This window comes from Streptomyces sp. G45, assembly GCF_049542095.1.
GTDB lineage: Bacteria > Actinomycetota > Actinomycetes > Streptomycetales > Streptomycetaceae > Streptomyces.
The window spans coordinates 8,388,248-8,412,410 of sequence record NZ_JBMUZU010000001.1; the positions used below are offsets into that span (position 1 = coordinate 8,388,248).

The 24,163-nt window shown below is 75.0% G+C and carries 20 protein-coding genes and 2 pseudogenes; 13 read left to right on the top strand and 9 right to left on the bottom strand.

The window, feature by feature from the left end:
- The first annotated feature begins 137 nt into the window (after nucleotides 1–137).
- The 3 genes from ACOBQU_RS35850 to ACOBQU_RS35860 all read left to right on the top strand — a co-directional run bounded on the left by ACOBQU_RS35850 (nucleotide 138) and on the right by ACOBQU_RS35860 (nucleotide 1,930).
- Entirely contained in the window at nucleotides 138–977 is an 840-nt protein-coding gene (locus tag ACOBQU_RS35850) for an SAM-dependent methyltransferase (RefSeq protein ID WP_423633180.1), read from the top strand.
- Between the two features lie 150 nt (nucleotides 978–1,127).
- Nucleotides 1,128–1,541 (top strand): tautomerase family protein, encoded by a 414-nt coding sequence (locus ACOBQU_RS35855; RefSeq protein ID WP_423633182.1) that lies wholly within the window; start codon nucleotides 1,128–1,130, stop codon nucleotides 1,539–1,541.
- 140 nt (nucleotides 1,542–1,681) lie between these two features.
- The gene (locus ACOBQU_RS35860) at nucleotides 1,682–1,930 is read left to right on the top strand and encodes a chaplin (RefSeq protein ID WP_423633184.1); all 249 of its coding nucleotides are present in this window, start codon (nucleotides 1,682–1,684) and stop codon (nucleotides 1,928–1,930) included.
- A gap of 75 nt (nucleotides 1,931–2,005) precedes the next feature.
- Here ACOBQU_RS35860 and ACOBQU_RS35865 read toward each other — a convergent pair whose 3' ends face one another.
- Nucleotides 2,006–2,845 (bottom strand): SDR family oxidoreductase, encoded by an 840-nt coding sequence (locus ACOBQU_RS35865; protein WP_423633186.1) that lies wholly within the window; start codon nucleotides 2,843–2,845, stop codon nucleotides 2,006–2,008.
- 252 nt (nucleotides 2,846–3,097) lie between these two features.
- Between ACOBQU_RS35865 and ACOBQU_RS35870 the strand changes: the two genes are divergently transcribed.
- Together ACOBQU_RS35870 and ACOBQU_RS35875 are read left to right on the top strand one after the other, a co-directional pair.
- The gene (locus tag ACOBQU_RS35870; RefSeq protein WP_423633188.1) at nucleotides 3,098–3,763 is read left to right on the top strand and encodes a TetR/AcrR family transcriptional regulator; all 666 of its coding nucleotides are present in this window, start codon (nucleotides 3,098–3,100) and stop codon (nucleotides 3,761–3,763) included.
- Nucleotides 3,764–3,878: 115 nt separating this feature from the next.
- Complete coding sequence (locus tag ACOBQU_RS35875; RefSeq protein WP_423633190.1) at nucleotides 3,879–4,214, top strand: DUF6191 domain-containing protein; 336 nt, start codon at nucleotides 3,879–3,881, stop codon at nucleotides 4,212–4,214.
- A gap of 58 nt (nucleotides 4,215–4,272) precedes the next feature.
- Here the strand turns inward: ACOBQU_RS35875 and ACOBQU_RS35880 are convergent, their stop codons facing one another.
- Together ACOBQU_RS35880 and ACOBQU_RS35885 are read right to left on the bottom strand one after the other, a co-directional pair.
- On the bottom strand, nucleotides 4,273–4,494 hold the full coding sequence (locus ACOBQU_RS35880; RefSeq protein ID WP_423633192.1) for a hypothetical protein: 222 nt from the start codon (nucleotides 4,492–4,494) through the stop codon (nucleotides 4,273–4,275).
- 72 nt (nucleotides 4,495–4,566) lie between these two features.
- Nucleotides 4,567–6,309 carry a sigma-70 family RNA polymerase sigma factor gene (locus ACOBQU_RS35885; RefSeq protein ID WP_423633194.1) on the bottom strand — a complete coding sequence of 581 codons (1,743 nt, stop codon included), beginning with the start codon at nucleotides 6,307–6,309 and terminating at the stop codon, nucleotides 4,567–4,569.
- Nucleotides 6,310–6,649: 340 nt separating this feature from the next.
- Here ACOBQU_RS35885 and ACOBQU_RS35890 point away from each other — a divergent pair, with 340 nt between their 5' ends.
- Nucleotides 6,650–8,026: a S41 family peptidase gene (locus tag ACOBQU_RS35890; protein ID WP_423633196.1), complete on the top strand. Its 1,377-nt coding sequence runs from the start codon at nucleotides 6,650–6,652 to the stop codon at nucleotides 8,024–8,026.
- Between the two features lie 35 nt (nucleotides 8,027–8,061).
- Here ACOBQU_RS35890 and ACOBQU_RS35895 read toward each other — a convergent pair whose 3' ends face one another.
- A complete protein-coding gene (locus ACOBQU_RS35895) occupies nucleotides 8,062–8,646 on the bottom strand; it encodes a TetR/AcrR family transcriptional regulator (RefSeq protein WP_423633197.1) in 585 nt (194 codons plus the stop codon).
- A gap of 160 nt (nucleotides 8,647–8,806) precedes the next feature.
- Here ACOBQU_RS35895 and ACOBQU_RS35900 point away from each other — a divergent pair, with 160 nt between their 5' ends.
- From ACOBQU_RS35900 to ACOBQU_RS35920, 5 genes and pseudogenes are all read left to right on the top strand, one after another.
- Nucleotides 8,807–10,378, top strand: a complete 1,572-nt coding sequence (locus ACOBQU_RS35900) for an MFS transporter (RefSeq protein WP_423633199.1) — start codon at nucleotides 8,807–8,809, stop codon at nucleotides 10,376–10,378.
- 5 nt (nucleotides 10,379–10,383) lie between these two features.
- Nucleotides 10,384–10,623 (top strand): annotated as a pseudogene (locus tag ACOBQU_RS35905) (hypothetical protein); the annotation flags it as partial.
- A gap of 173 nt (nucleotides 10,624–10,796) precedes the next feature.
- Nucleotides 10,797–10,943: pseudogene (locus ACOBQU_RS35910) on the top strand (virginiamycin B lyase family protein); the annotation flags it as partial.
- A gap of 255 nt (nucleotides 10,944–11,198) precedes the next feature.
- Nucleotides 11,199–11,546: a YciI family protein gene (locus ACOBQU_RS35915; RefSeq protein WP_423634934.1), complete on the top strand. Its 348-nt coding sequence runs from the start codon at nucleotides 11,199–11,201 to the stop codon at nucleotides 11,544–11,546.
- 441 nt (nucleotides 11,547–11,987) lie between these two features.
- Complete coding sequence (locus tag ACOBQU_RS35920; RefSeq protein WP_423633201.1) at nucleotides 11,988–14,633, top strand: LuxR C-terminal-related transcriptional regulator; 2,646 nt, start codon at nucleotides 11,988–11,990, stop codon at nucleotides 14,631–14,633.
- A 3-nt stretch (nucleotides 14,634–14,636) separates the two neighbouring features.
- On the opposite strand, the gene ACOBQU_RS35925 is transcribed toward ACOBQU_RS35920, so the two are convergent.
- Entirely contained in the window at nucleotides 14,637–16,616 is a 1,980-nt protein-coding gene (locus tag ACOBQU_RS35925) for an ATP-binding cassette domain-containing protein (protein ID WP_423633203.1), read from the bottom strand.
- Nucleotides 16,609–18,501 carry an ABC transporter ATP-binding protein gene (locus ACOBQU_RS35930; RefSeq protein WP_423633205.1) on the bottom strand — a complete coding sequence of 631 codons (1,893 nt, stop codon included), beginning with the start codon at nucleotides 18,499–18,501 and terminating at the stop codon, nucleotides 16,609–16,611. Before ACOBQU_RS35930 ends, ACOBQU_RS35925 begins: the two co-directional genes overlap by 8 nt.
- 485 nt (nucleotides 18,502–18,986) lie before the next feature.
- On the opposite strand from ACOBQU_RS35930, the gene ACOBQU_RS35935 reads away from it, so the two are divergent.
- Entirely contained in the window at nucleotides 18,987–20,036 is a 1,050-nt protein-coding gene (locus ACOBQU_RS35935) for a radical SAM protein (protein ID WP_423633207.1), read from the top strand.
- Nucleotides 20,037–20,119: 83 nt separating this feature from the next.
- Here ACOBQU_RS35935 and ACOBQU_RS35940 read toward each other — a convergent pair whose 3' ends face one another.
- The 3 genes from ACOBQU_RS35940 to ACOBQU_RS35950 form a co-directional block, all read right to left on the bottom strand.
- Nucleotides 20,120–20,833 (bottom strand): GNAT family N-acetyltransferase, encoded by a 714-nt coding sequence (locus tag ACOBQU_RS35940; RefSeq protein ID WP_423633209.1) that lies wholly within the window; start codon nucleotides 20,831–20,833, stop codon nucleotides 20,120–20,122.
- Between the two features lie 78 nt (nucleotides 20,834–20,911).
- Nucleotides 20,912–22,171, bottom strand: a complete 1,260-nt coding sequence (locus tag ACOBQU_RS35945; protein WP_423633211.1) for a serine hydrolase domain-containing protein — start codon at nucleotides 22,169–22,171, stop codon at nucleotides 20,912–20,914.
- A 161-nt stretch (nucleotides 22,172–22,332) separates the two neighbouring features.
- On the bottom strand, nucleotides 22,333–23,244 hold the full coding sequence (locus ACOBQU_RS35950) for a class I SAM-dependent methyltransferase (RefSeq protein WP_423633213.1): 912 nt from the start codon (nucleotides 23,242–23,244) through the stop codon (nucleotides 22,333–22,335).
- A gap of 169 nt (nucleotides 23,245–23,413) precedes the next feature.
- On the opposite strand from ACOBQU_RS35950, the gene ACOBQU_RS35955 reads away from it, so the two are divergent.
- Entirely contained in the window at nucleotides 23,414–24,154 is a 741-nt protein-coding gene (locus ACOBQU_RS35955) for a class I SAM-dependent DNA methyltransferase (protein WP_423633215.1), read from the top strand.
- Nucleotides 24,155–24,163: the final 9 nt, after the last annotated feature.

A 24,163-nucleotide genomic window follows, 5' to 3' on the forward strand; every position in this document is an offset into this window, starting at 1 on the left:
CGCATGCGGTGAGGTGATCCCCGTACGAAGCCGACACAGCCGGTGACGGCAGCCGACGCGGCCGAAGCAGTCGACGCCGTCGACGCAGTCAAGGCAGCCGGTGGCCGCCGCCGACGCACCCGGTGAGGAGACGCACCATGCCGCACGACGCCGCAGCCACCTCCGAGGACACCACCCGCCGCTACTACGACACCGCGGACGTGGACGCCTTCTACGACGCCGTGTGGGGCGGCGAGGACATCCACACCGGCATCTACCGCGGCCCGCGGGAGCCCGTCGCCGACGCCTCGCGCCGCACCGTCGAGCAGGCGGCCGACAAGGTCGCGGACCTCCTGACCGCCGACAGCCTCGCCCTGGACCTCGGCTCCGGCTACGGCGGCGCCACCCGCCGCCTCGCCGAGCGGTTCGGCTGCCGCGTCACCGCCCTCAACCTCAGCGAATCCCAGAACCGGCGGCACCGCGCCAGGAACGCCGAGCGCGGCCTCGACCGCCTCATCGAGGTCGTCACCGGCTCCTTCCACGCCATCCCGTACCCGGACCGGCACTTCGACCTCGTCTGGTCCCAGGAGGCCTTCTGCCACAGCGGCGACCGGACCCGCCTGCTCCGCGAGGCCGTGCGCGTCCTGAAGCCGCGCGGCGCCCTGGTGTTCACGGACGTGATGGCCGCCGAGGACGCCCCCGCCGACGCCCTGCGCCCAGCGGTCGCGCGCCTGGGCGTCGACACCCTCGCCACCCCCGGCTTCTACCGCCGGGCGCTGCGCGACCTCGGCCTCGCGCACGTCGACTTCGACGACCGCAGCGAGCACCTGGTCCACCACTACGTCCGCGTCACCGAGGAGACCCGAAGGCGCGAGCGGGACCTGCGCGGCACCATCAGCGGCGCCTACGTCGACGGCCTGCTCGCCAACCTGCCGCTGTGGGTGGCCGCCGCCCGCGCCGGACGGCTGCGCTGGGGCATCTTCCGCTGTACCTACTAGTATGTACGGAGCGGGCGTCCACGGCGCCCAGTCCGTCCACCGCGCCTGGCGCGTCCACCACACCCAGGACGTCCAGCACGCCCCGTCCATGTCGCGCGGCCGACCGCCGAGGGCCGTCGGCCGCGCCCGGCCCACAGAGGAGCCCCAGCCATGCCCTTCGTCCGCATCGACGCCCTGGGAACCGACGGCGAGCGCCTGGACGCGCTCGGCCGCGCCGTGCACGACGCGCTGGTGGAGACCATCGGCGTCCCGCCCGACGACCGGTTCCAGGTCCTGACCGGCCACGACGGCGTCACCAGCACGCTCCGCTACGACGACTACCTGGGCGTGCCGCGCGACGCGGGCATCGTGTACGTCGCGATCACCATGCGCGCGGGCCGCCCGCCCGAGCGCAAGCGCGCGCTGTACCGGCGCATCGCCGAGCTGGCCGAGGCGTACGCGGGCACCGAGCCGCGCAACGTGTTCGTCACCGTGACCGAGAACGCGCCCATCGACTGGTCGCTCGGGTACGGGGAAGCCCAGTACGCCGCTCCGGACGCCGCGGAGCCGTCACCGGCGCCCTGACGCCCGGCCGCGCCCGCCGCGCACGGGCCCCCTCCCGCGTATGGGCGACTCCGTTACCGCCAAAGGACCACGCGTGTTGTCGCCCTCCGGGTCACCGGTGAGGCTTCGAGGCAGTACTCCCGATCTACAGGAGACGACCCATGCGCAAGCGCAGCATCCTCGCCGCGGCCGCGATCGCCGCGACCCTCGCCGTCACGGGAGCGGGGGCCGCCGCCGCGGATCCCGGCCCCGGTGCCCACGCCGAAGGCGAGGCCTCGAACTCCCCGGGCGTCGGCAGCGGCAACCTGATCCAGTTCCCCATCGACGTACCGATCAACGTCTGCGGCAACACCGTCAACGTGGGCGGCCTGCTGAACCCGGCGGGGGGCAACGTCTGCGAGAACGGGTGAGCGAAGCTCACGGCCCCGCCGCGCGCCCCGCGCGGCGGGGCCCTTCTCGTGCCGGGGGTCGTGCCGGGAGAGGCGTCACGGGGCCTTGAAGTCGGCGGCGTGGTCGGCGGCCCAGGTGGCGAAGGGGCGGGCCGGGTGGCCGGTGAGGGCCTGGACGGTGCCGGTGAGCGGGACGGGCCTGCCGTCGTGGGACGCCCACCAGTCGAGCAGGGCGTCGGCGTAGGCGGCGGGGATGTAGTCGGCGGTCTCGCGCTTCCAGGCGTCCCGGGTGACGCGCCGGACCGCCACGGGAGCGCCGGTCGCGGCGGCGAGCTGGTCGAGCTGCTGCGTGAAGGTCAGCGACTCGGGGCCGGTGAGCGTGAACAGGCCGCCGCGGTGGCGCGGGTCGGTGAGGACAGCGAAGGCCGCTTCGGCGAGGTCGCGCTCGTGCAGGGGATCGCTGTGGGCCTCGGGGTACGGCAGGCTGACGGGACGCCCGGCCCTGACCGCCCAGGCCCAGCCGCGGGCGTTGGCGGCGAACGACCCGGGGCGCAGGACCGTGGTCGCGACCGGCGAGGCGAGCAGCGCGTGCTCCGCGTCCAGGTGGGCCCTGGCCAGCGGGCTGTCCTCCGGCGCGGGGCCGAGGACGGCGGCGGAGGACAGCAGCACGACGTGCGTGACTCCGGCGCGGTGGGCCGCGTCGGCGAACGCGCCCGCGTGCTGGGGCGAGGCGTAGAGGAAGACGGAGGTGACCCCGTCCAGGGCGGCGGGGAACGTCGTCGGGTCGGTGAGGTCGAGGGCCACCGCGGGCACACCCGCGGGCAGGTCGAGCGCGGCGGGCTCGGCGGAGCCGACGCGCACGGGCAGGCCAGCGGCCCGCAGCAGGGGGAGCAGCTGGGTGGCGGCCGCGCCGCGGCCGCCGGTGAGCAGGATCATGGCGTTCTTTCTGCGAAGGGTGGGGCGCATGGCCGGGGCGGCGCACGGCAGGAGGGACGGCACCGCCGACCGCTGACGAACGCCGTCCGCCACGAACATCGTTCGTTAGCTACGCTAGGGAGCGAACGACGTTCGTGTCAAACGCTATTCGTGACAAACACAATTCGTGACAAACACAATTCGTGACAAACGTCGTCCGTATCAAACAGTGTTCGTGTCAAACGGTGTTCGTCGGCGGGCTAGGCTGGCCCCGTGAGCAGCGAACCGATCAGCCGCCGCGCGCGGCCCGCCAAGGCCCCCCTCAGTCGTGACGTGATCGTGCGGACCGGCCTGGAGATCCTCGACCGGCACGGCCTGGACGCCCTGACCATGCGCCGCGTGGCCAAGGAGCTGGACACCGGCCCCGCCTCGCTGTACGTGTACGTCGCCAACCGCGACGACCTCATGGCCGCGATGCTCGACGAGGCCCTTGCCCGGGTCCCGCTGCCGACCGAGGGCACCTGGCAGGAGCGGCTGAAGGCGCTGATCACCGCCGCGGTGGCGGCCATGAGCCGCCACGAGGGCCTCGCCGCCGTCGCCCTCGGCGCCATCCCCACCGGCGACAACGCCCTGCTGGTCATCGACCACATGCTCGCCCTGCTCAAGGAGGGCGGCCTCGACGACACCGCCGCCGCCTGGGCCGTCGACCTCCTCTACCTCCACATCGCCGCCGCGGCGGCCGAGCAGAGCACGTACGACACCAAGGAGTCGACGGAGGCGGACACCCTCGCCGAGGCCGACCGCCGCTATGCCGCGCTGCCCGCCGACCGCTATCCGATGGTCACCTCGCTGCGCGAGGTCCTGCTGGCTCCCGGCAACCGCGACACCTGGGGCCTGGACGTGCTGGTCAACGGCATCCTGAACACCCCGGCCCGCTGATCCGCGGGCGGGCCCGGCGGGAGGAACCGGGCCCGGTGGGTCTCAGGGCGCGGGACGCCTCTGGCGTTCCGCGCGCCCCGCGGCGAGGCTGGTGCCAGCGACCCTAGGAGTGAGCGTGCAGTTCGTCTTCTTCATGACCCTGCCGGGGCTGGTCGTCGTCCTGACCCTCCTGGCCTTCCTCGACCAACTCCTGCTGCGGGCCGGGAAGGCGGGGCTGCTGCCCTGGCGGAACGCGGCCCGCCAGGGGCAGATCTCCGCGACCGGGTTCGAGCAGCTCCACGCCAGCCTCTCACCGGGCAAGCAGAGCGAACTCAAGGAGCGGCAGAGCGCGTTGGTGCTGCGCGACGACGAGGACGACGGCGCGCCACCGCACCGCACCACCGTCGACCTCACGGCCGGGACCGCGGTGGTCAGGCTCCCCGGGTCCCCCGGACCGGACCGTCGCGCCTGACGGCGGCGGTGCCGGTTCCGGCGCCGTCAGGCGCGGGCGGCCCGGGCGTGGGCCCGGGTCAGTCGTCCCGCTCGTCCTCGGCCGGTCCCCGCTGGCCGGTCGCCTGCGCCCCCATGGCCGTGCTGACGGTGATGCCGAGGCACATGCCGATGCCGATGCCGAGCGCGAGGTTGTCGAACACGAGCAGGCCGAGGACGGCGCCCGCGACCATGCCCAGCGAGATGCCCATCGCCAGGGCGTTGCCCGCGGGTGTCCTGTCGCGCCGCTCGTTGTTCGTCATGCGCACATGCTAGGCCACGCGGGGACGGGCGTTCGAGGCGTTCCGGCAGGCCACCGGGGCGTCATCGGGCGGTCACCGAGCGCCGAAGTTCTGCGTCCACCACGGGCCGCCGCCGCCCTTCTCGATGCCCACGCCCAACTCCTTGAAGGCGCAGTTGACGATGTTCGCGCGGTGGCCCTCGCTGTTCATCCAGGAGTCCATGACGGCGGCCGCGGTCCGCTGGCCCCGGGCGATGTTCTCGCCGTACGTCGTCCACCGGTAGCCCGCGGCCGTGATGCGCTGGCCCGGGTCGGTGCCGTCGGGGGAGGTGTGGTCGAAGTAGTCGCGGGCCCGCATGTCGGCCGAGTGCCGCTGGGCGGCCGTGGCGAGCCTGCTGTTGTAGCTGAGCGGACGGCAACCGGCCTTGCCGCGCTCGGCGTTGACCAGGGCGAGGACCTGCTGGGCGGCCGAGCCCGAGGGCGCCTTGGGCGCGGGCGGCTCGGCGGTGGGGCGGGGCTTCTCGGGCGGCTTCGCCGAGGCGCGCGGCGGGGTCTTCGCCGTCTTCTTCCGCGACGCGCGGGACGGGCTCGCCGACGCGGACGGCTCCCTGTCCCGTGCCTTGTCCCCCTTGGCGTCCTTCTTCTTGGCGGCCTTCGACGGGGACGAGGACGGGGACGTCGCGGGAGCCGCCTCCCCGGTCGTGGGGGCGGTCGTGCCGGGCTCGGTGGACTCCATCGCCACGGTGGTGCCGTTGTCCGGCTCGTCGCCGGAGCCGTCGGCGAGCTGCATCACCCCCGCCAGCGTGGCGATCGCGGCGATGCCCGCGCCCGCGCCGATCGCCTGTCGGCGCCGCCGGGCGCTGCGCCGCCCCTGCCGCAGCTCCGCGCGGGAGCCGGGGGCCCCGGCGGGCGCGATCGCGGTCACGTCCTCGGCCGTGGCCCCGTCGGGCGTCGGCGCGTCCCAGGGCGCCGGGTCGGATATCGCTCCCGGCAGCGGCTCGGCGTACGCCGCGTACGCGGCACCGCCCGCGCCGGGGAGGCCACCGGCCGCGCCCAGGGCCAGCGGCGGCACCAGGGCCAGTCCGGCGAGCAGCGCCTCCGCGGGCGTCAGGCGCGCGCCGTGGCCCGCGCAGGCCGCGCAGTCGCGGGTGTGCCGGGCCAGGCGCTTGCGCCACAGCGGCGACGGCCCGCCGTCCCAGGGCGCGGTGAGGTCGGCGAGCAGCGGGCAGCGCGGCCGGGCGGCGAGGGCCCGCACCACCACGCGGGCCGTTTCGAGCTGTGCCTTCATGCGCTGTACGCGTACGGCGGTGTGCTCCGCGCTCAGCTCGACGGCCCGCGCGACCTCGTCCCGCGACAGCTCACCGGCGGCCTCCAGCCACCACAGCGCGAGCAGTTCCCGGTAGTCGTCGTCCATCCAGCGGGTGGCCTGCGCGACCTCCTTGCGCTCCCCGGACAGGCCGAGGCGCAGGATCGTGACGTCCGTGAAGTCGCCGCCGGGGTCCGGGACGTCGTACGCGTCCTGCAGGCCGCTGTCGACGGGCGCGGGCCGCTGCTGGCGGCGCGTCTCGTTCAGCGCGATGGCGAGCAGCCACGAGCGGAACGAGGCCGGGTCGCGCAGCGCGGGAAGCCCGCGCAGCATCCGCACCATGGCCTCCTGCACGGTGTCGTCGACGTCCGCGTGCCCGCGCAGGGCCCGGCCGACGACGTTGTACACGAGGGGCAGATAGGCGGCGACGAGTTCGTCCTGCGCGCGGGGGTCTCCGGCGCGGGCCGCGACGACCAGAGAGGTCAGCTCGGTGTCGGTCACCTGCTTCCGCTCCCACTGCTCCTGGCCCACAGCGTGTCTCCTGTCCTTGTTCGTCCCGGTTGGTCCGGTGTCTGTCGTTCCCCCACTGCCTGGGAGATCCTGCGGGGCACGGCCGGATAACAGAAAGCGCGGAGGTCACTTTGAGAGCTGGCTCACGTCCGGCCGGAAGGGGGGTGTCCCCCCTCCTCCCCACCGGCCAGCCGGGTGGTCCCGGCCCGGGGCGGCGGGCCAGGGTGGACCGAGCCCCGACCGCGTCCCGCGGCACACCGCTCGCCCCACTCCCACCCCACCCATGACGCATACGAAACCCACGACGCATACGAAACCCACGACGAATACGGAACCCATGACGGATACGAAGGATGGAACCGTGCGCATCGCCACAACTGCCGCCGTCGCCCTCGCCCTTGCCGCGGGCGCCCTCGGTGTCACGGGTGCCGTGCCCGTCGCCGCCGCCGACCGGGCCCCGGCCCCGGACGGCGTCTGGCGCATGAACGGCTACGGCACCGTCCTCACCCTGCGCTCCGGAACGCTCCAGGAGTACCAGACCACGGCCGTGAGCTGCCTCAAGGGCTTCACCGCCGAGGAGCGCGGTCCCGGCGTCTACCACACCGCCGACGGCGGCGTCCTCACCGTACGCACCGGACACGACCGCGACCGCGCCTCCCTCCGCTTCGACAGCTCCGTGGGCCACCGGAAGCTGAAGCGGATCCCGGCGCTGCCGGACGACTGCACCCGCCCGGCGCCCAAGGACCCCCGCACCACCTTCGACGTGTTCTGGCGGTCCTTCGCCGAGAACTACCCCTTCTTCGCGGCCAAAGGCATCGACTGGGAGGGCGTGCGCGCGCACTACCGGCCCAAGGTGCGCCCCGACACCACGCGCGACGAACTCTTCGCGATCTTCCGCGAGATGGTGACTCCGCTGTACGACGCCCACGTCGCCGTCGGGGACGGCGACCGCTACTTCGCGACGGTCCGCCCCGGCACCGTCGCCCCCAGCGAGGAACTCGACAAGAAGGTCAAGGAGTTCGTCGTCGCGCGCGACCTGAAGGACGCCCGCGACCTCCAGGACTTCGCAGGCGGCCGGATCACGTACGCCGATCTGCCGCGCGGACGGGGCTATCTGCGGATCTCCGGCTTCAGCGGGTACGCGGGGCGCGGCGCCCCGCACTCCGCCGACCTCGCCGAGCTGGACCGGGCGTTGAACACCGTCCTCACCGCCCAGCGCGTCAAGCGGCTCAAGGGCCTGGTCATCGACCTGCGGATCAACGGCGGCGGCTCCGACGCCCTCGGCATCCACATCGCCGGACGCCTCACCGACACGCCCTACGTCGCGTACGCCAAGCGCGCCCGCAACGACCCCGACGACCCCGCGAAGCACACCCGCCCCGAGCCCATCCGCGTCACCCCCGCCAAGGCGCCCCGCTACACCGGCCCGATCGCCGTCCTGACCGGTGGCTCGACGGTGAGTGCGGGGGAGACCTTCACCCAGGCCCTCATCGACCGGCCCGGCCGCACCGTGCGGATCGGGCAGTCCACCCAGGGCGTCTTCTCGGACGTCATGACGCGCAGGCTGCCCAACGGCATGGGGGCCGTCCTGCCCAACGAGGAGTTCCTCACCCGCACCGGCCACACCTTCGACGGCCCCGGCATCCCGCCGCACCTGAAGGAACCGGTCTTCACTGAGGAGGAGTTCGAGAAGAAGCGGGACTCGGCCTTCGACCGGGCCCTGAACGTGCTGCCGTAGCCGCGGGCCCCGTCAGGCCGCGCGGCCTGACGGGGTCACAGCAGCCGGTCGACGAGCCCGTCCACGTACTCCGGGGTGAGCGGGCCCATGCCGAACAGGACGCGGATGTACATCGGGGCCAGGACGTGGTCCAGCACGTCGAACGCGTCAGGTGCGGGCTCGCCGCGGTCGCGGGCGCGGTCGAGCATGGACTGCAACTGCCGGGTGCGTTCGGCGCGGAGGGCGGCACCGGCCCGCAGGCCCTGCCGTCCGCTGCTGGACAGGGCGACGGCCAGGTGCAGGACCGCGGGGCCGTCGGGTCCGGTGATCTCGCGGGCCACCTGGGCCGCGTAGGTGCGCAGGTCTCCGGCGAGGCTCCCGGTGTCGGGCATCGGCGACCGCGTGTTGAGACGGGTGAGCGCCACGTCGGTGAGCAGCGACTCCAGGTCGCCCCACCGGCGGTAGACGCTGCTGTCGGCCACGCCCGCGCGGGCCGCGACGTCGCCGACGGTGAAGTTGCCGTAGCCGCGCTCGCCGATCAGCTCGGTCACGGCCTGGTGCACCTGCGCGCCGACGCGGGCGCTGCGCCCGCCGGGCCGCCGGGCCCGCTGTCGCTCGTTCGTGGTCCCGCCCTCGTTCATGCCCCCACCTTAACGCAGTCGCGACTTGCGTTTGCGTGTGGGGCCTCCCTATAGTCCGCTAACGCAGGAGCTGACTGCTTTAGTGTGCTCGGGTGTATCGCCATCCGTGTCGATCGACCGTGGCCGGGCGCACCTGCGAGGAACGACGGAGGGAGCCCCCATGGCCGCGTCGCACGCGACCGCGGGCAGTCGACCGAACCGGGCCGTGCTGCTCGCGGTGGTCTGTCTGGGCCAGTTCATGGTCCTGCTCGACAACACGATCGTCGGCGCGGCGCTGCCCGACATGCAGCGACGGCTGGACACCCAGCTGACCGGTTTGCAGTGGATCGTCGACGCGTATGTGCTGCTGGTCGCCATGCTGCTGCTGTCCGGCGGTGTCTTCGCCGACCGGTTCGGCCGCAAGCGGGTGTATCTGACCGGCGTGGCGGTGTTCACCGCTGCGTCGCTGGTGTGCAGCCTCGCGCCCTCGGTCGGCTGGCTGGTCGCCGGTCGGGTGGTGCAGGGCATCGGGGCCGCGGCGCTGAGCCCCGCCTCGCTGGCGCTGCTCGTCGCCGCCCACCCCGCCCCGCGGGAGCGGGTCAGGGCGATCGGGCTGTGGGCCGGGTTCAGCGGCATCGGCCTGGCCGCGGGCCCCGTGGCGGGCGGCGTGCTGACAGAGGCCTTCGGCTGGCCCGCCATCTTCCTGGTCAACCTGCCCATCGGCGTGGCCCTGCTCCTCGTTGGCCTGCGCCACCTCGACGAGTCCCGCAACCCGGGCGCTGCCGCGATCGACGTCCCGGGCACGGTGCTGTCCGTGCTGGCGGTGGGCGTGCTGACGTACGGGCTGATCGAGGGCGGCGCCCGCGGCTGGACCGCGCCGGTCATCCTGGGCGGCTTCGCCGCCGCGGCGGTCCTCCTCGCCGCGTTCGTCGCCGTCGAAGCGCGCCGTGGCGCTCCGATGCTGCCGCTGCGGCTGTTCCGCCAGCGCCTGTTCACCGTCTCCAACGCCGCCATGGTCGTGGTGGGGTTCGCGCTGATGGGCTCGTCGTTCTTCTTCTCCCAGTTCTTCGTGTACGTCCAGGGCAGCTCGGTGCTGCGCGCGGGCCTGCAGACCCTGCCGGTCTCGCTCGCCATGGTGGTCGTCAGCCCGTACGCGGGTCGGCTCGCCGCCCGGTACGGCTTCCGGGTCGTGGTCACCACCGGCCTTGCCCTGGGCGGTGCGGGCCTCGTCGCGCTCGGCCTGGTGCACGCCGACACCGGCTACGGGAACGTGTGGTGGCGGCTCGGAGCCGTCGGCGTCGGCTTCGCCCTGACCATGTCCCCGCTGACGGGCGCCGCCATCCAGGCCGTCAGCCCGCGTGAGGGCGGACTCGCCTCGGGCGTCAGCAGCACCACCCGGCAGATCGGCGCGGTGCTCGGCGTGGCGGTGCTCGGCGCCGTCGTCCGCGCCCGGCAGTCCGGCGGCGCCTCCTTCGAGGCCGGGCTCAACAGCGCCTTCGTCGTCGCCGGTGCCGTCACGCTGGCCACCGCCGTGGGCACCGGCCTGTGGCTGGCGGGCTCCGCGCCCGCGGAAGCCGCCACGACCGCGCGAGGGGCGACCGACTCCGGCGCGACCGACCCCGGTGCGACCGACCCCGGGGCGACCGACCCCAGTGCGGTCGCCCCCTCGAAGGGCACGCTCGCGAACAGCCCGGACCAGACCGGGGCGGTCGCGTGTGACCGGGGCGGCCCCGCGGGTTCGGAATCGCCCTGAAGGTGGTGAAGTCCCCTTGCGGATCACCGCGTTCACCGCCTCGCCGCGGCAGGAGCGGCACGGCCCGGGGAGGCCCCTGTGACCCAGGTGTCCATCCAGCCCGCCTGCGGGCCGACCGTCATCCCCTCGGCCCGGAGGGCGCCCTGCGGTTCACCGAGTACCGGTCGGACCGGGTCGGCCGGACCGCAACCGGCGGCGCCATCGACGCGTTCGCCGTGCCCACGCCCGGCTGTCGGCCGTTCGGCATCGCGGCGGGGCCCGACGGCGGCCTGTGCTTCACCGAGACCGCCGCCGACCGCGTCGCCGTGGACGGCGACGGCGGCATGCGGTTCACCTTCGACCAGGCGGGCGCCATCGGCCGGATCGGCATGAACGGCGCGGTCACCTCCACCCCCTGCCGATCCCCGGCGCGGCGCCGGTGGGGAGCGCTCCGGGCCGCGACGGAGCGCTGTGGTTCACCGAGGTCGCCGCAGGTCAGGTCGGCCGGATCACCCCCGACGGGCAGATCACCGAGTTCCCGCCGCCCGACTGCGCCGCCCGCCCGCACGCCGTCACCGTCGACGGGCAGGGCGCCGTCTGGTTCACCGAATGGGGCGACAACCGGGTCGGTATGATCATCCGACGGCACCGTCACCACCCGCGCCCTGCCCACCCCCCGCTCCGAGCCGCACGGCATCGCCGTCGGCCCCGACGGCGCCCTGTGGGCCGCGCTGGAGACCGGCGCGCTCGCCCGCGTCACCCCGGAGGACCGTGCCGGTCGCACAGCCCCGCCTACCGTCAACGGCGGTCGCCCGCGCGGCGACCGGAGAGAGGAAGCCCCGTGAAGTACGCACTCGTGATCTTCGAGACGGACGAGTCCCGCCGCCGCGTCCAGACCGACCGGGCCACCCACCGCAAGGAGTACGAGGACTGGATCGGAAGCCTCGCCGCGGCCGGGAAGCTCGTCGGCGGCGAAGCCCTGGAGACGGAGCACACCGTGCCCGCGACCGTGCGCACCGCGGCTGACGGAACGTCAGTAGTGACCGAAGGTCCCGCGCACACCGGCGAGGAGACCCTCGGCGGCTGGTTCGTCGTCGAGGTGGCCGACCGTGCGGAAGCCGTCGAACTGGCCAGGAGCCTCCCCACTCCGGAGACCGTCGAGATCCGCCCGGTCCTCGAATCCGCCTGACCGGCACCGGAGGCGCGCCCGACCGCACGGCGCGCACTCGTGCCCACCCGTGCCCGCCGGGAACCGGGGCCGCGAACGGGGCCTGCGGCCACGGTCGTTGAGCGGTCATTCACCGGTCGTTTATGTACATGCTGTGGAATCGGCGTGAAGATGCGAAGGGGGCGTCCAGTTCCGCCCGTACGACGCGCGAGCCCTCCCGCCGGAGCGGCTCGCGCGCAGCATCACGCGACCGGAGCGCGACGGAGCGCCCGCGCACCGCCCTGTTCCCGCCCCGACCCCCACGACGCTCGCCCACCCCGGGACCCTTCCGTATCCGCAGGTCACCACCAGCAGGTCACCGCTGTTCGCGCAACGGACAGGCACCCGCGCCCGCGGGGCCCTTGACACGCCGCGGCGCCCCCCGGCCAGGTGGTACGGGCCGCGCCGCGCGGGGGAGAAGCTATGCGACACGACCTGGCTCCCGGCAGCTTCGTGGCCCGGGACGAGGAACAGCGGCGGACACTGGCCGCCGTCCTGACCAAGCGGGGCACGGCGGTCGTCGGACCGCCCGGAGTCGGCAGGACCGCCCTGCTCTCCGCCGTCACCCGACAGCTCAACACGGCCCGCTTCGAAGTGGTGTGGACCGCCGCCACGGAGTCGAGCCGCCACGTCCCCTTCGGTGCCTTCCGCGGCCTGCTCGGCACCCCCGAAGGGCTCGACGACGGCCAGGCGTACGCCGCGCTGCGCGCCGAACTCGACCGCAGGTCCGGACAGCGCACGCCGGTGCTCGTGATCGACGACGTCCACCACCTGGACGACCGGTCCGCGTCCCTCGCCCTGGGCCTCGCCGCCGAGGGCCGCGCGCGGCTCATGGTCGCCGCCCGCTCCTCGCCGACCGGCGCGCCGCCGCACCCGCCCGTCTCGGACGCCGTCGTCGCGCTGTGGAAGGACGGCTACCTGGAGCGGCTCGACCTCGCGCCCTTCGGCCGTGCCGACTCCACCCACCTGGTCCGCACCCTCGTCAACGGCGAAGTGGCCGGTACCACCGCCGAGTTGCTGCACTCCTGGACCGGCGGCAATCCGCTGTTCCTCACCGAGCTGGTGCGGCACGCCCGGGTCTCCTGCCACCTCGTGGCCGAGGGCGGCCTGTGGTGGTGGCGCGGCCCGCTGACCGTGCCGCCGCGCCTGGCCGAGCTGTTCGCCCACGAACTCGCCGGGCTCACCGTCGCGGACCAGGACGTCCTCGCGGCCGTGGCCCTCGGCGAGCCCCTGCCACTGCCCGTGCTCGAAGCGGTGGCGCCCGCCGCCGTCGACCGCCTGGAGGACCTGGAGGGCAAGGGGTTCGTCCGCACCGAGGACGGCACGGGGCAGCTCCTCGTCCGCCTCGGCACCCCCATGCTGGGGGCCGCGGTCCGCCAGCGGCTGCCCCGGCTGCGCCGCCGACGCCTCGCCGCCGCCCTGCTCGCGGCCTGCGCCGGACCCACCGCCGACCCCGTCGTGCGGGCGCGCTGGCAGCTCGACGCCCACGGTCCGGTCGACGCCGACCTGTTGATCCGCGCCGCCGAGGCGGCCCGCGGGCACGACCCGGAGCTGGCCTGCCGCCTCGCCCGCCGGGCCCGGGAGCAGACGGGCGCCGCCGCCGTGCCGCTCGCGCGGGCGCTGGTCGCGCTCGGCGACACCACACAGGCCCGGGACGTCCTGGAGCAGGCCCGCGCCGACGCCGCCAGCCCGGGCGGGCGCCTCGCGGCGGCGATCGCGCTCGCCGCCCACCGCTGCTGGGTGGACCGCGACCCGGCCGGAGCCGACGCCCACCTCGCCGTGCTGCGCCCGACCGCGGCCACGCCCGCCGCCGTGGCCGCGATCGACGGCATGCGGGCCCTGGTGCTGCTGTGCGGCGGGCACACGGGCGCCGCGCTCGCCGTCGCCGAGCGGGTGCTGCGGGGCACGTCCCGAGGCCCGGGCGCCGCCTGCGCCCGCCTCGCCCTGGCCATGTCCCTCGCCCTGACCGGCCGTACGGACGACGCGATCGCGCTCGCCGAACCCGCCGCCGCGGACCGGGCCGCGCACGCCTGGCTGCGCGAGTCGGCGGCGGCCGTGTGCGCGTTCGCCGAGGTGTGGCGCACCTCCCAGGCGCGGGCGCTCGCGGGCGACCCGGCGTTCGGGCGCGGGCCGGACGGGGAGCCCGGGCGCGGCTGCGGACCCGGACCGGGCGGCCCGGCGCTGCCGCCCCGACCCGCCCCGGTGAGCGACGCCGTCGCCACGCTGCTCGGCGGCTACCTCCAGTGGGTGCTCGGCGACCGCCGCGCCGCCGTGGCGCGGCTGCGCGAGGCGGTGGTCCAGCACTCCGGCGGCGGCGGGGTGTTCCGTACGGAGGCGACGTGCTGGCTGGCCGTGTGCCTGGCCGAGGAGCGGCGCCCCGAGCAGGCCGAGCGCTCACTGGCCGCCTGCCCGCCCGACGCGGTGACCGTCATCCCCGGGCAGCGGCACTGGGCGCGCGGCGCGGTCGCGGCCGCGCGGCGGGACACCGCGGGCGCGGCGGCCCATCTGCGGCGCGCCGTGGAGGCGGCCCGCGCGGCCGGGTGCTGGGCGGTGGAGGTGGAGTACCTGACGTACGCGGCCTGGCTTGCGCCCGTCCGGCCGCCCGGCGAGGTCGTCGACCGGCTCGCCGTCGCCGTACGCCACGTGGACGCGCCGCGCCTGGTCGCCGGGGCGGAGGCGGTGCTCGCGCTGTCCCGTGGCGCCGGTGCCGAACTGCTCGACCACGCCGTCCGGCTCGATGTGCTCGGCATGAGCACGCCCGCCTGGCGGCTCGCCGAGCGGGCGGCGGCGGCCCTGCGCGACCAGGGGCGCCGCCACGGGGACGCGGTGGTGCTGGTGAGCCGTCTGCGCGACCGCCTCGGGGTCGCCGCCCCCAACGCCCTGCCCGACTCCCTCACCCCCCGCGAGGTGGAGATCGCCTCACTGGCCGCCGACGGCCTGTCCGACCGCGCCATCTCCGACCGCCTCGGCCTCTCCGTACGCACCGTCGAGAGCCATCTCACCCGCATCTACCGCAAGCTCGGCGTCCACTCCCGCCGGGAACTGCCCTCCGCCCTCAGGGACGCGTGACCGTCAGGACGCCGGGGTGCCCGCCCCCGCGGGAGAACTCGCGGGAGAACCCGTGGGGGCGGCGCCCTGCTCGGCAGGGGGCGGGGCGTCGGCTCCCGCGGGCGCGGCGGCGGACGGCTCCGCCTCGGCGGCGGGGGGCGTCGCGGGTGGCTCCGCGGGCTCCTCAAGGGACGGAGTCGCGGTCGCCGGGGGCTCCTCCGCGTACGCCGACGCGTGGAGCGCGTACATCGACGCGTAGCGGCCGCCGCGGGCCATGAGTTCGGTGTGGGTGCCCAGCTCCGTGAGTCGGCCCTCGTGGAGGACGACGATGAGGTCGGCCTGGCGCACCGTGGTGAAGCGGTGCGAGACGATGACGGTGATGGTGTCGTGGTGGGGCTCGGCGGGGCTCAGGTAGCGGCGCAGCAACTCGGCCTCGCTGTCCGGGTCGAGGCTGGCCGTGGGCTCGTCGAGGAGGACGAGCGCGGGGGAGGTGCGCATCCGGGCCCGGGCCAGGGCGAGCTTCTGCCACTGGCCCGCCGACAGGTCCGTGCCGTCGGGGTAGGTGCGGCCGAGCTGCGTGTCGAGCCCGGCGTCGAGCCCGGCCACGACCTGGTCCGCGCCCGCCGCCGCCAGCGCCGCCGACACCGCCGCCTCGTCGTCGAGCGCTCTGAGGTCCCCGAGGCCGACGGACTCCCGGACCGGCAGCTCGAACCGGCAGAAGTCCTGGAAGCAGGCGGTGACATGGGACCGCCACACCTCGGGCGCCACCTGCGCCAGGTCGTGGCCGCCGTAGGTGACGCGGCCCGTCGCCACCGGCTGGAGGCCCGCGAGCAGCGCCACGAGCGTGGACTTGCCCGCGCCGTTGTCGCCCACCACCGCCACCGTGGCGCCCGCGGGCAGCCGCAGGTCGAGGGGGCCGAGCGCCGGGCGCGTACGCCCGGGGTAGGTGAACGACACGCCGTGCAGAACGAGGTCGCCGCGCGGCGGCAGCGTCCGGCCGGTGCCCTCCGGCACCCCGCCCTGGGGGTGGTCGACCAGGCGCAGGTACTGGGCGACCGTGTCCAGCGCGCGCCGCAGCCAGCCCAGCAGCCAGCCGAGCCCGGTGGTGGCGCCGACGAGCCGCGTGCTGAGCAGCAGGACCAGGACCGCCTGGCCCGCGGAGCCGTGGCCGTCGACGGCCGCCTTGGAGACCAGGTAGAGCCCGCCGATGAGCGCGCCGCTGAAGCACAGCCAGCCCGCGGCCACCGCCACCGCGCCCTTGGCCCGGGCCGCCTCGCGCGGACCGCTCGCGGCGAGGAACGCCGCCCGGTGCCGCGCCGACAGCTCCCCGCCCAGGCGGTACAGCCGCACCTCGCGGGCCGGAACGGGGTCGGTGGCCAGCGAGAAGATCTCCCGGCGGCGCCGGTCGGCCGCCGCGCCCGCCTTCTCGGCGGCGGCGACGAGCCGCGCCTGCCAGCGGTTGGCGGCGGCCAGCGGCACGATCGTCAGCGGCAGCAGCGCCAGCAGCGGGTCCGCCGCGGCCAGCAGGACGAGCGCGCCCACGCACCGCGCCACCAGGTTGGCGTTCTCCACCAGCGCGGCGAACGCAGTGCCGAACTCGCCGCGCCGCTGCCGCACCACCTCGGCGGTGTCCAGGAACTCCGGGTCCTGGTAGTGCCCGATGTGCGCGGGCGAGGAGCACAGGTCCATCAGACGGCGGTCGAACTCCAGGCCGATGCGGTGCTGGAGCACCAGCCGCACGTCGGTCGCGACGGCCGCCGCCTGGTGCACGAACACGGTGACCACGAGCAGCATCAGCCCGCCGCGCGCCGCGAGCCCGGCGTCCTGCGCGGCGCCGCCGTCGACCATCCACTTCAGGCCCAGGGCCTGGAGCGCCGCGACGACGTTGAGCAGCGGGGACAGGATCAGCACGAGCAGGGCGCGCCGGGGATCGACGCGGATCGCCGTGCCGACGAGAAGGCGGACGGCGGCGAGCCAGGTGCGGCCGCGGCGGCGGTTACCCATGGTGGCTTCCTCGGCTTGCGTCGGAGGGGGAGCGGGGGGTGTCGGTGGGCGAGCGGTGGGCGTGGAGGGGGGAGCGGTGGGCGTCGAAGGGCGCGGACTGCACGCGGAACATCCGCGCGTAACGCCCCTGGGAGGCGAGGAGTTCGTCGTGCGTGCCGTACTCGGTGATCCGGCCGCCGTCCACCACGGCGATGCGGTCGGCGAGCCGGACCGTGGCGAAGCGGTGCGAGACGAGGACGGTGGTCAGGCCCGCGGTGAGGTCCAGGAAGCGGGCGTACAGGTCGTGTTCGGCCTCGGTGTCGAGGTGCGCGGTGGGCTCGTCCAGGACGAGTACGCGGGCGCCGTGCCGCACGGCGTACAGGGCCCGGCTCAGGGCGAGCCGCTGCCACTGCCCGCCGGACAGCTCCGTGCCGTCGGCGTAGGCACCGCTGAGCGGGGTGTCCCAGCCGCCCGGCAGCTCCGCCTCCACGCTCTCGAAGCCGCCGAGGCGCGCGGCGCGCGCCAGGTCCGCGTCGGTGGCGTCGGCCTCGACGCGGCCGAAGCCGATGTTGTCGCGTACGGAGAACGGGTAGCGCACGAAGTCCTGGAAGACCACGGCGACTTGGCGGCGCCAGGCCGCGGGGTCCAGCTCGCGGAGGTCCTGGCCGTCGACGGTGACACGGCCCGCGTCGGGCACGTACAGACCGGCGAGGAGCTTGGTCAGGGTGGACTTGCCCGCGCCGTTGTCGCCGAGGACCGCGAGCGACGAACCGGCCGGGAGCACCAGGTCGAGGCCGTCGAGCACGCGTCGGCCGCCGTCGGCGTAGGCGAAGCCGACCTGCTCGAAGCGGATCTCCCGCCGGGGCAGGCCCGCCGCGGGCAGCGTGCCCACGGGACCCTTGGTGTCCAGGGCGCCCACCTCGAGCGCCGCGGGCACGGCGGCGCTCGCGGTGTGCAGGGTCCACTGGAGGTCGCCGCTGAAGCCCAGCGCGAACATGCCGAGCAGCGCCTGGAGGGCAACGGTCAGCTGCTGCGCCGACAGCGAGCCGTGGGTGGCCGCGTGCGCCAGCGGGAGCACCACCGCCAGGTGCGCGGCGAGCAGCAGCAGCACCGCGAGGGCGTGCCGCCGGGGGCTGACCCGGGCCCGGCGCAGCCGCACCATGCCGTCCCACCAGGCCGTGCTGAACCGCTCGACGAGCCAGGAGCGCAGCCCGAACAGGCGCACCTCCTTCGCGGCGGGCGCGGTCGTCGCCACCTCCCGCAGGTAGGCGGCGCGCCGCAGCTGCGTGGTCTGCCCGGAGTGCGCGGAGACGGACCGGCCGATCTCCTTCTCCTGCCAGCGCCCGGTGACGACCCAGGCGGCGCCCAGGACCAGCGGCATCCACCACTGCCCGGCCCAGCCGAGCAGGGCCGCCGACACCAGGCCGGTCAGGCGCAGCGGCACCAGACCGGCCAGCGCGGTGACGGCCTGGCCCGGCGGGTGCGCGCCGAGGCCCACGGCCCTGGCCTGCTCGACGCGGTCGGCCACCCGGGTGTCGTCCAGGTGGTCGATCTGGGCGGGGCGCAGCGCGCCGTCGACGGTGTCCTGCGCGGTCGCCCCGTCGAGCGCGGTGCCGAGGCGGGACGCCACCATCGTGCGGATCGGGTCGAGGACGACGTCGAGGACCAGGACGAGGCCGAGCAGCACCAGGCCGAGCGTCATGCCGTCCAGGGACTTCGGGGTGCGGGTCAGCGCGGCCACCAGCTGCCCGGTGGCGAGCGGCAGCAGGGCGCTGCCCGCCGCCTGCGCGAGGACGAGCACCGCGAGCGTGATGGTCAGGCCGCGCGCGACCCGCGGCAACTGGCGTACCAGCGCCGGGACTCCGCTGCCCGCCGCGTCCGCGCGGGCGCCGCCGATGGCTTTCATGGTCCGGTTCCCCTTCGCCGGATGGAGGCCTTCAGACGGCCGTTTGCGGTGCGGTGGCCCTCGGGCGGGGCGTCTGGATGTGCGGTGCGGTGGCCCTTCGGCTGGCCTTCAGAGGGCCGTACGGCACGAAGTGCGGTGGCCGCAGGTGTGCTGATGCGGCCACCGCTCACGTTCGTCCGCGTCAGTCGCCGACGGTCGGGGGCGGATACATCATGACCGGTCACCTCCTCTCCCGTTCGAGAGCACGGCCTTACGGGACAGGAAGCTAATCCGCCGCACCGGCGCCGCAGATCCGTGGTCGGGTACGCAACCGCCGATGCCGGGCACGCACACGCGCCCCGCCTCCTGCGTAGGTACTCCGCCCTTGCGTAGGGGGCCCGGTGATTGCGTACCGCGCTACGGACGACGGCCGCGCCACGGCGTTCCTAGGGTGCTCAGCCGGGAACGCACACCCGGTCCCTGCCTGCAGACGTGGAGAAACGTCCATGGACGAGATGAAGAACCCCAACGCCGTGATCTGGGACGTCACGTTCGCGTGCCCGCTGCGCTGCGTGCACTGCTACACCGAATCGGGGCGGCGGCCACCCAAGAACCTCACCCACGACGAGATGCTCCGCGTCGCCGACGCGATCATCTCCCTGCGCCCGAAGATGATCACGCTGTGCGGCGGCGAGCCCATGACGATCAAGCGGATCGTCGATGTGGCCCGCCACTTCGACGACGCGGGCGTGCGGGTCTTCCTCTACACCAGCGGCTGGGCCCTGCGCGCCCCGGCCGTCGAGGCGCTCGCCGACGTCGTCACCAAGATCGTGGTCAGCCTGGACGGCGCCACCGCCGCCACGCACGACCGGATCCGCGGCCGGGCCGGGTCCTTCGCCCGCGCGACCGGAGCGCTCGCCCGGATCGACGCCGCCGTGGCCCGGCGCACCGCCGAGGGCCGACGGGCGCCCCGGTTCGGCATCGACTACGTCGTCATCCGCAGCAACTACGACGAGCTGGACGCGATGTGCGCGCAGGTGGCGCCGCGCTTCCCACACCTGGAGACCCTGTACTTCGGCGCGGTGGTGCCCACCGGGCTCGCCAGCCGCCCGTCGTTCGTCGAGCACGAGCTGCTCAGCGACGACCAGGTCGCCGAACTCATCGCGCCGGACACGGTGAAGCGGCTGCGCGCCGCCGCGCCGCCCTCCGTGACGGTGGAGACCACGGAGAACTTCGAAGTCCAGATGAACCCGGACTTCCTCGCCCGCACGCCCAGCTTCCGCCCCATGGAGATCGAGCCCGACGGCGAGGTCCGCGCGATGCCGATCTACGAGGGCACCGTGGGCAGCCTCCTCACCGAGGACCCGCTGGTGCTGTGGCGGCGGTCGTACGAGCGCTGGGCCGACCCCTTCGTGGTGGAGACCCTGAACGCCATCCGCACCCGCGCCGACTGGGCCGAGGCGGTGCGCCGCATCGACCGGCGCTTCGCCGCGCCCGAGGACCTGGAGCGCATCGCCCGGCGGCCGGTCCACGTGCCGCTCGGCCGCGCGACCTGAGGCCGCGCCGCGTGACACCGCGCCACCTGACGCCGCCCGCCCCGGGGCGCACCTGAGGCCGCCCGACGCGACACCGTCCGGGCTCAGCGCACGGTCCAGATCCAGCCCAGCGGGGTGAGCCCCAGGGTCCGGGCGACGGACTGCGAGGCGCGGTTGGCCGAGGTGGTGCTGTAGAAGAGCACCTCCTTGTGCGGGCGTTCGAGGTCCGACCAGGCCGCGACGACCGCCGGGGCGAGGCCGCGGCCGCGGTGGTCGGCGCGGGTCCAGACGCCCGCTTCGGCGGCGGAGGCGTTGGCCGCGGGCGTGAAGCAGATCGACACCGGCTCCGCGCCGTCCACGGCCATCGCCCACGGCCCGAGGCGACCGCCGATCAGCTCGCCCCACTCGCCGGGCTCCCAGGTGGCGGGCCGCGCGAGGCGCCGCGCCGCGTGCCGCCCCTGGCCGGTGGAGACCAGCACGGGCAGCGGGGCCGGTGCCGGTGGCGCGAGCGGGTCGGGGAAGACGAAGCAGGGGCCGCCCTCCACGGTCAGCGGCCCGTCGGCGGTGAGCGAGGCGGCGAGCCGCACCAGCGGCGCGGGCGGCTCGCCCGGCACGAACGGCGCTTCCTCGCCGTCCGGCTGCCCGGGGTCCTCGATCCCGGCGCCCAGCGCGAGCAGCCGCGCGCCGGGCGACCACGCCCACACGGCCCGCACGGCCCCGTCCCTTCCGATGAGCGGGGCGCCGCCGCCCGGCCTCGGCGCGAGCCCGTAGATCGCGTCCACTTCCAGTGCGAGCAGCCGAGCCTCGTCCGTGACCATGCCCAACAGGCTAACTCCGTACGGGAGTTTCCCCTCGGGGTGCTGTGCGGGCGCGGCACCCCGAGGGGGTCGTCCGCGTCAGAGGCGGGTGTCGTCCGCGACCGGGACGGCCGGGGCGGTCGGCGCCGACGTGCGGGCGCGGGCGGTCTTCGCGGCGCCCGGCGCGGGCTTGGTGCCGCAGAACGCGGGCTCCAGGGTGTTCATCAGGCCCTGCGTGACCGCGCCGTTGTTGGAGGCGTTGGCGAACACCACGACGGTGCGCTGCCCGTCGCGGGTGGCGAAGGACTGGGTCTGGAAGCCCTGGACGATGCCGCCGTGACCGTAGACCTTGCCGCAGGACAGCGCGATCTCGCGCAGGCCCAGGCCGTAGCTGACGCCCGCCGTGGGGGTGGCGAGGACGCTGGTCATCTGCCGCAGCGACGCGTCGGAGACCACGCCGCCGTCGTCGCCCGCGAGCAGCGCGGCGAGGAAGCGGTCCAGGTCCTGGGCGGAGGAGATGACGGCGCCCGCGCTCCAGATCCAGGAGCCGTTCTGCTCGGTGGAGTCGAGCAGCGGCTTGCTCCGGTCGTCGTTGGTGAGGTAACCGGTGACGTGGGGGCCGTCGATGGCCTTGTCCGGCACCACGAACGACGTCTCGTGGAGGCCGAGCGGCTCGATGATCTGGGTGCGCAGCACCTCGGCGTAGGGGCGGCCGGTGAGGTGCTCGATCGCCATGCCGAGCACGACGAAGTTGGTGTTGGAGTACGCGTACCTGCTGCCCGGCGCGCTCTGCGGGCCGCGCTTGACGGACAGCCTCACCAGGTCGGCGGGCGGGTAGACCGTGTCGCGGATGCGCTTCTCGAAGGCGCTGGTGGTCTCCTCGCCGGGCTGCTCGAGCAGGTCGTTGGTGTGGTCGTACACACCGGACCGGTGCCGCAGGGCCTGACGGGCCGTCACGTTCCAGTCGTCCGGCAGGGTGCCGGTCGGCAGGTAGTCCCGCAGCGGCTTGTCGAGGTCGATGCGCCCCTGCTCGGCCAGGCGCAGCACGAGCGCCGCCGTGAACATCTTGGTGTTGCTGCCCACCCGGAAGCGCCAGTCGGCGTTCATGGGCGTGCCGTCCAGATCGGCCTTGCCGACCGTGACGGTCCGGTCGTTGCCCGGTTCGCTGTGGTCCTGGACCACCGCGAACGCGCCCGGCGCGCCCGCGCCGACGGTGCGCTCCAGCGCCTTGCGGATCCCCGCGTCGTCGGGGACGGGGCCGTGCACCGGCCCGGTGTCGGCGTGGGCGGTGCCGAGCGCCGCGAGCACCGCACTGGTCACGGCCACCGTCGCCGTCCGTACGAACCGTCTTCTCACCATGGGACGTTCCCCCAGCCTGTCTGCGCGTAGAAGTGGTCAGGCCCCGTGCGGGGCCGCAGATGGGCAAGATCGTATAGGGAGATCCGGGTTCGTCCGCCTTGGCCGCGTCGCGCCCCCTCGTACGACGGAACGGGAGGTCGCGCCCGCTGACGTGGGCGCCGTCACGCCCCGTCGAGCTGGAAGTGCCACACCAGCGCCGCCGGTGTCCCGGCGTCCGCGGCCGCCGTCGCCTCGGGCGCGAGCGCGGCCAGGCTCCACGGCCACAGGTCCCACGGCCCCGGCTCCGGGGCGGCCGACGCGCCGGGCGCGCCCTCGGGGTCCTCGGCGGGCGGCACGCCCGGCTCCTCGCACCGCAGCACGCGCAGGCCCCGCGGCAGCGCCGCGCGCAGGTAGTCGCCCACGAGGTGGCGGTGGCTGGCGAGGCGCCCCGGGCGCCCGTCCGGCAGCCGCACCGGCGGGATCACACCGCGCGCCACCCGCTCCGGGTGCACGTCGGACACCACCAGGTGCCCGCCCGGCCGCAGCACCCGCGCGAACTCCGCGAACACCGGTGCCAGATCCGGCACATGGGTCAACGCCAGCGAGCAGGTCACCAGGTCCACGACGCCGTCGGCCACCGGGAGCGCGCGGACGTCGCCCTCCAGGAACACGCCGCCCGGCACCCGCTCGCGGGCCCGCGCCAGCATGGCGGGCGAACTGTCCACGCCGGTCACCTCGTGCCCGTGCCCGGCGAGGAGGACCGCGATCCGGCCCGTGCCGCACGCCGCGTCCAGGGCCCGGCCCGGCGGCAGTTCGCCGACGACCTCCTCGACGAGCGGGGTGTCGAGCGCGAACGCCGCGTTGGGGCCGTCGTACGTCGCCGACCAGATCCCGTAGCCGTCGACCGTGCCGACGCGCGCCACGTCCACCGCGGCGCCCGCGAGCCGCTCGTCGTCCAGCAGCTTCCGCACCTCGCCGAGGCGCGCCTCCACGAACGCCCGCCCGCCGGGACCCTCGACGTCCCCGGTGAGCGAGCGCAGCAGGGCGATGCCCTGCACCCCGATCAGATACGCCAACGGATGCTCGTACGTCATCGAAGCGACGCTAGTGACCCCGACCGGCCCCGCACGACCGCTTTTCTCCCGCCACCCGGGCGTACGGGACGCGCGGCAGCCCAACTCGTCTCTCACAGCGCGGCCCTGACGGAGCGTCGACCGGGAAAATGCCGTGCGTCGGCGGCACCGCTGCCGCTACGGTCCCGGCATGCTCGACGACGACGGATACTTCGGGGAACACATCGCGGCCACGTACGACGAGGAGTCGGCGGACATGTTCCGGCCGGAGGCGGTGGAGCCCGCGGTCGACGTGCTGGCGGGGCTCGCTGGCGGCGGGGCGGCGCTGGAGTTCGGCGTCGGGACGGGCCGGATCGCGCTGCCGCTGGCCCGCCGCGGCGTCGCGGTGCACGGCATCGACATGTCCCGCGCTATGCTGTCCCGGCTGCGCGACAAGCCGGGCGGCGCGGACATCGGCGTCACCGTCGGCGACTTCGCCACGACGCGCGTCGAGGGCACCTTCGACGTGGCCTACCTGGTGTTCAACACCATCAACAACCTGACGACGCAGGACGCCCAAGTGGACTGCTTCCGCAACGCGGCGGCCCATCTGCGGCCCGGCGGGTCGTTCGTCGTCGAGGTCGGCGTGCCCGCCCTGCGGCTGCTGCCGCCGGGGCAGAACGCGGTGCCGTTCCACATCAGCGACACGCAGTGGGCGTTCGACACCTTCGACGTGGCCACGCAGGCGATGAGCTCGCACTACGTCACGGTCGTCGACGGCCGCGCCGAGCACTGGGCGGTCCCGTTCCGCTACGTGTGGCCCGCCGAACTCGACCTGATGGCCCGGATCGCCGGGCTGCGGCTGCGCCACCGGTGGTCGAACTGGTCGCGGGAGCCGTTCACCAGCGAGAGCACGGGGCACGTGTCGGTGTGGGAGAGGCCCGCCGACTGAGCGCGGGCC

Bases quoted from the DNA above. Each gene is read 5' to 3' on its own strand.
- ACOBQU_RS35850 (WP_423633180.1), top strand. From the start codon at position 138: ATGCCGCACGACGCCGCAGCCACCTCCGAGGACACCACCCGCCGCTAC.
- ACOBQU_RS35855 (WP_423633182.1), top strand. From the start codon at position 1,128: ATGCCCTTCGTCCGCATCGACGCCCTGGGAACCGACGGCGAGCGCCTG.
- ACOBQU_RS35860 (WP_423633184.1), top strand. From the start codon at position 1,682: ATGCGCAAGCGCAGCATCCTCGCCGCGGCCGCGATCGCCGCGACCCTC.
- ACOBQU_RS35865 (WP_423633186.1), bottom strand. From the start codon at position 2,845: ATGATCCTGCTCACCGGCGGCCGCGGCGCGGCCGCCACCCAGCTGCTC.
- ACOBQU_RS35880 (WP_423633192.1), bottom strand. From the start codon at position 4,494: ATGACGAACAACGAGCGGCGCGACAGGACACCCGCGGGCAACGCCCTG.
- ACOBQU_RS35895 (WP_423633197.1), bottom strand. From the start codon at position 8,646: ATGAACGAGGGCGGGACCACGAACGAGCGACAGCGGGCCCGGCGGCCC.
- ACOBQU_RS35900 (WP_423633199.1), top strand. From the start codon at position 8,807: ATGGCCGCGTCGCACGCGACCGCGGGCAGTCGACCGAACCGGGCCGTG.
- ACOBQU_RS35920 (WP_423633201.1), top strand. From the start codon at position 11,988: ATGCGACACGACCTGGCTCCCGGCAGCTTCGTGGCCCGGGACGAGGAA.
- ACOBQU_RS35925 (WP_423633203.1), bottom strand. From the start codon at position 16,616: ATGGGTAACCGCCGCCGCGGCCGCACCTGGCTCGCCGCCGTCCGCCTT.
- ACOBQU_RS35930 (WP_423633205.1), bottom strand. From the start codon at position 18,501: ATGAAAGCCATCGGCGGCGCCCGCGCGGACGCGGCGGGCAGCGGAGTC.
- ACOBQU_RS35935 (WP_423633207.1), top strand. From the start codon at position 18,987: ATGGACGAGATGAAGAACCCCAACGCCGTGATCTGGGACGTCACGTTC.
- ACOBQU_RS35940 (WP_423633209.1), bottom strand. From the start codon at position 20,833: ATGGTCACGGACGAGGCTCGGCTGCTCGCACTGGAAGTGGACGCGATC.
- ACOBQU_RS35945 (WP_423633211.1), bottom strand. From the start codon at position 22,171: ATGGTGAGAAGACGGTTCGTACGGACGGCGACGGTGGCCGTGACCAGT.
- ACOBQU_RS35950 (WP_423633213.1), bottom strand. From the start codon at position 23,244: ATGACGTACGAGCATCCGTTGGCGTATCTGATCGGGGTGCAGGGCATC.
- ACOBQU_RS35955 (WP_423633215.1), top strand. From the start codon at position 23,414: ATGCTCGACGACGACGGATACTTCGGGGAACACATCGCGGCCACGTAC.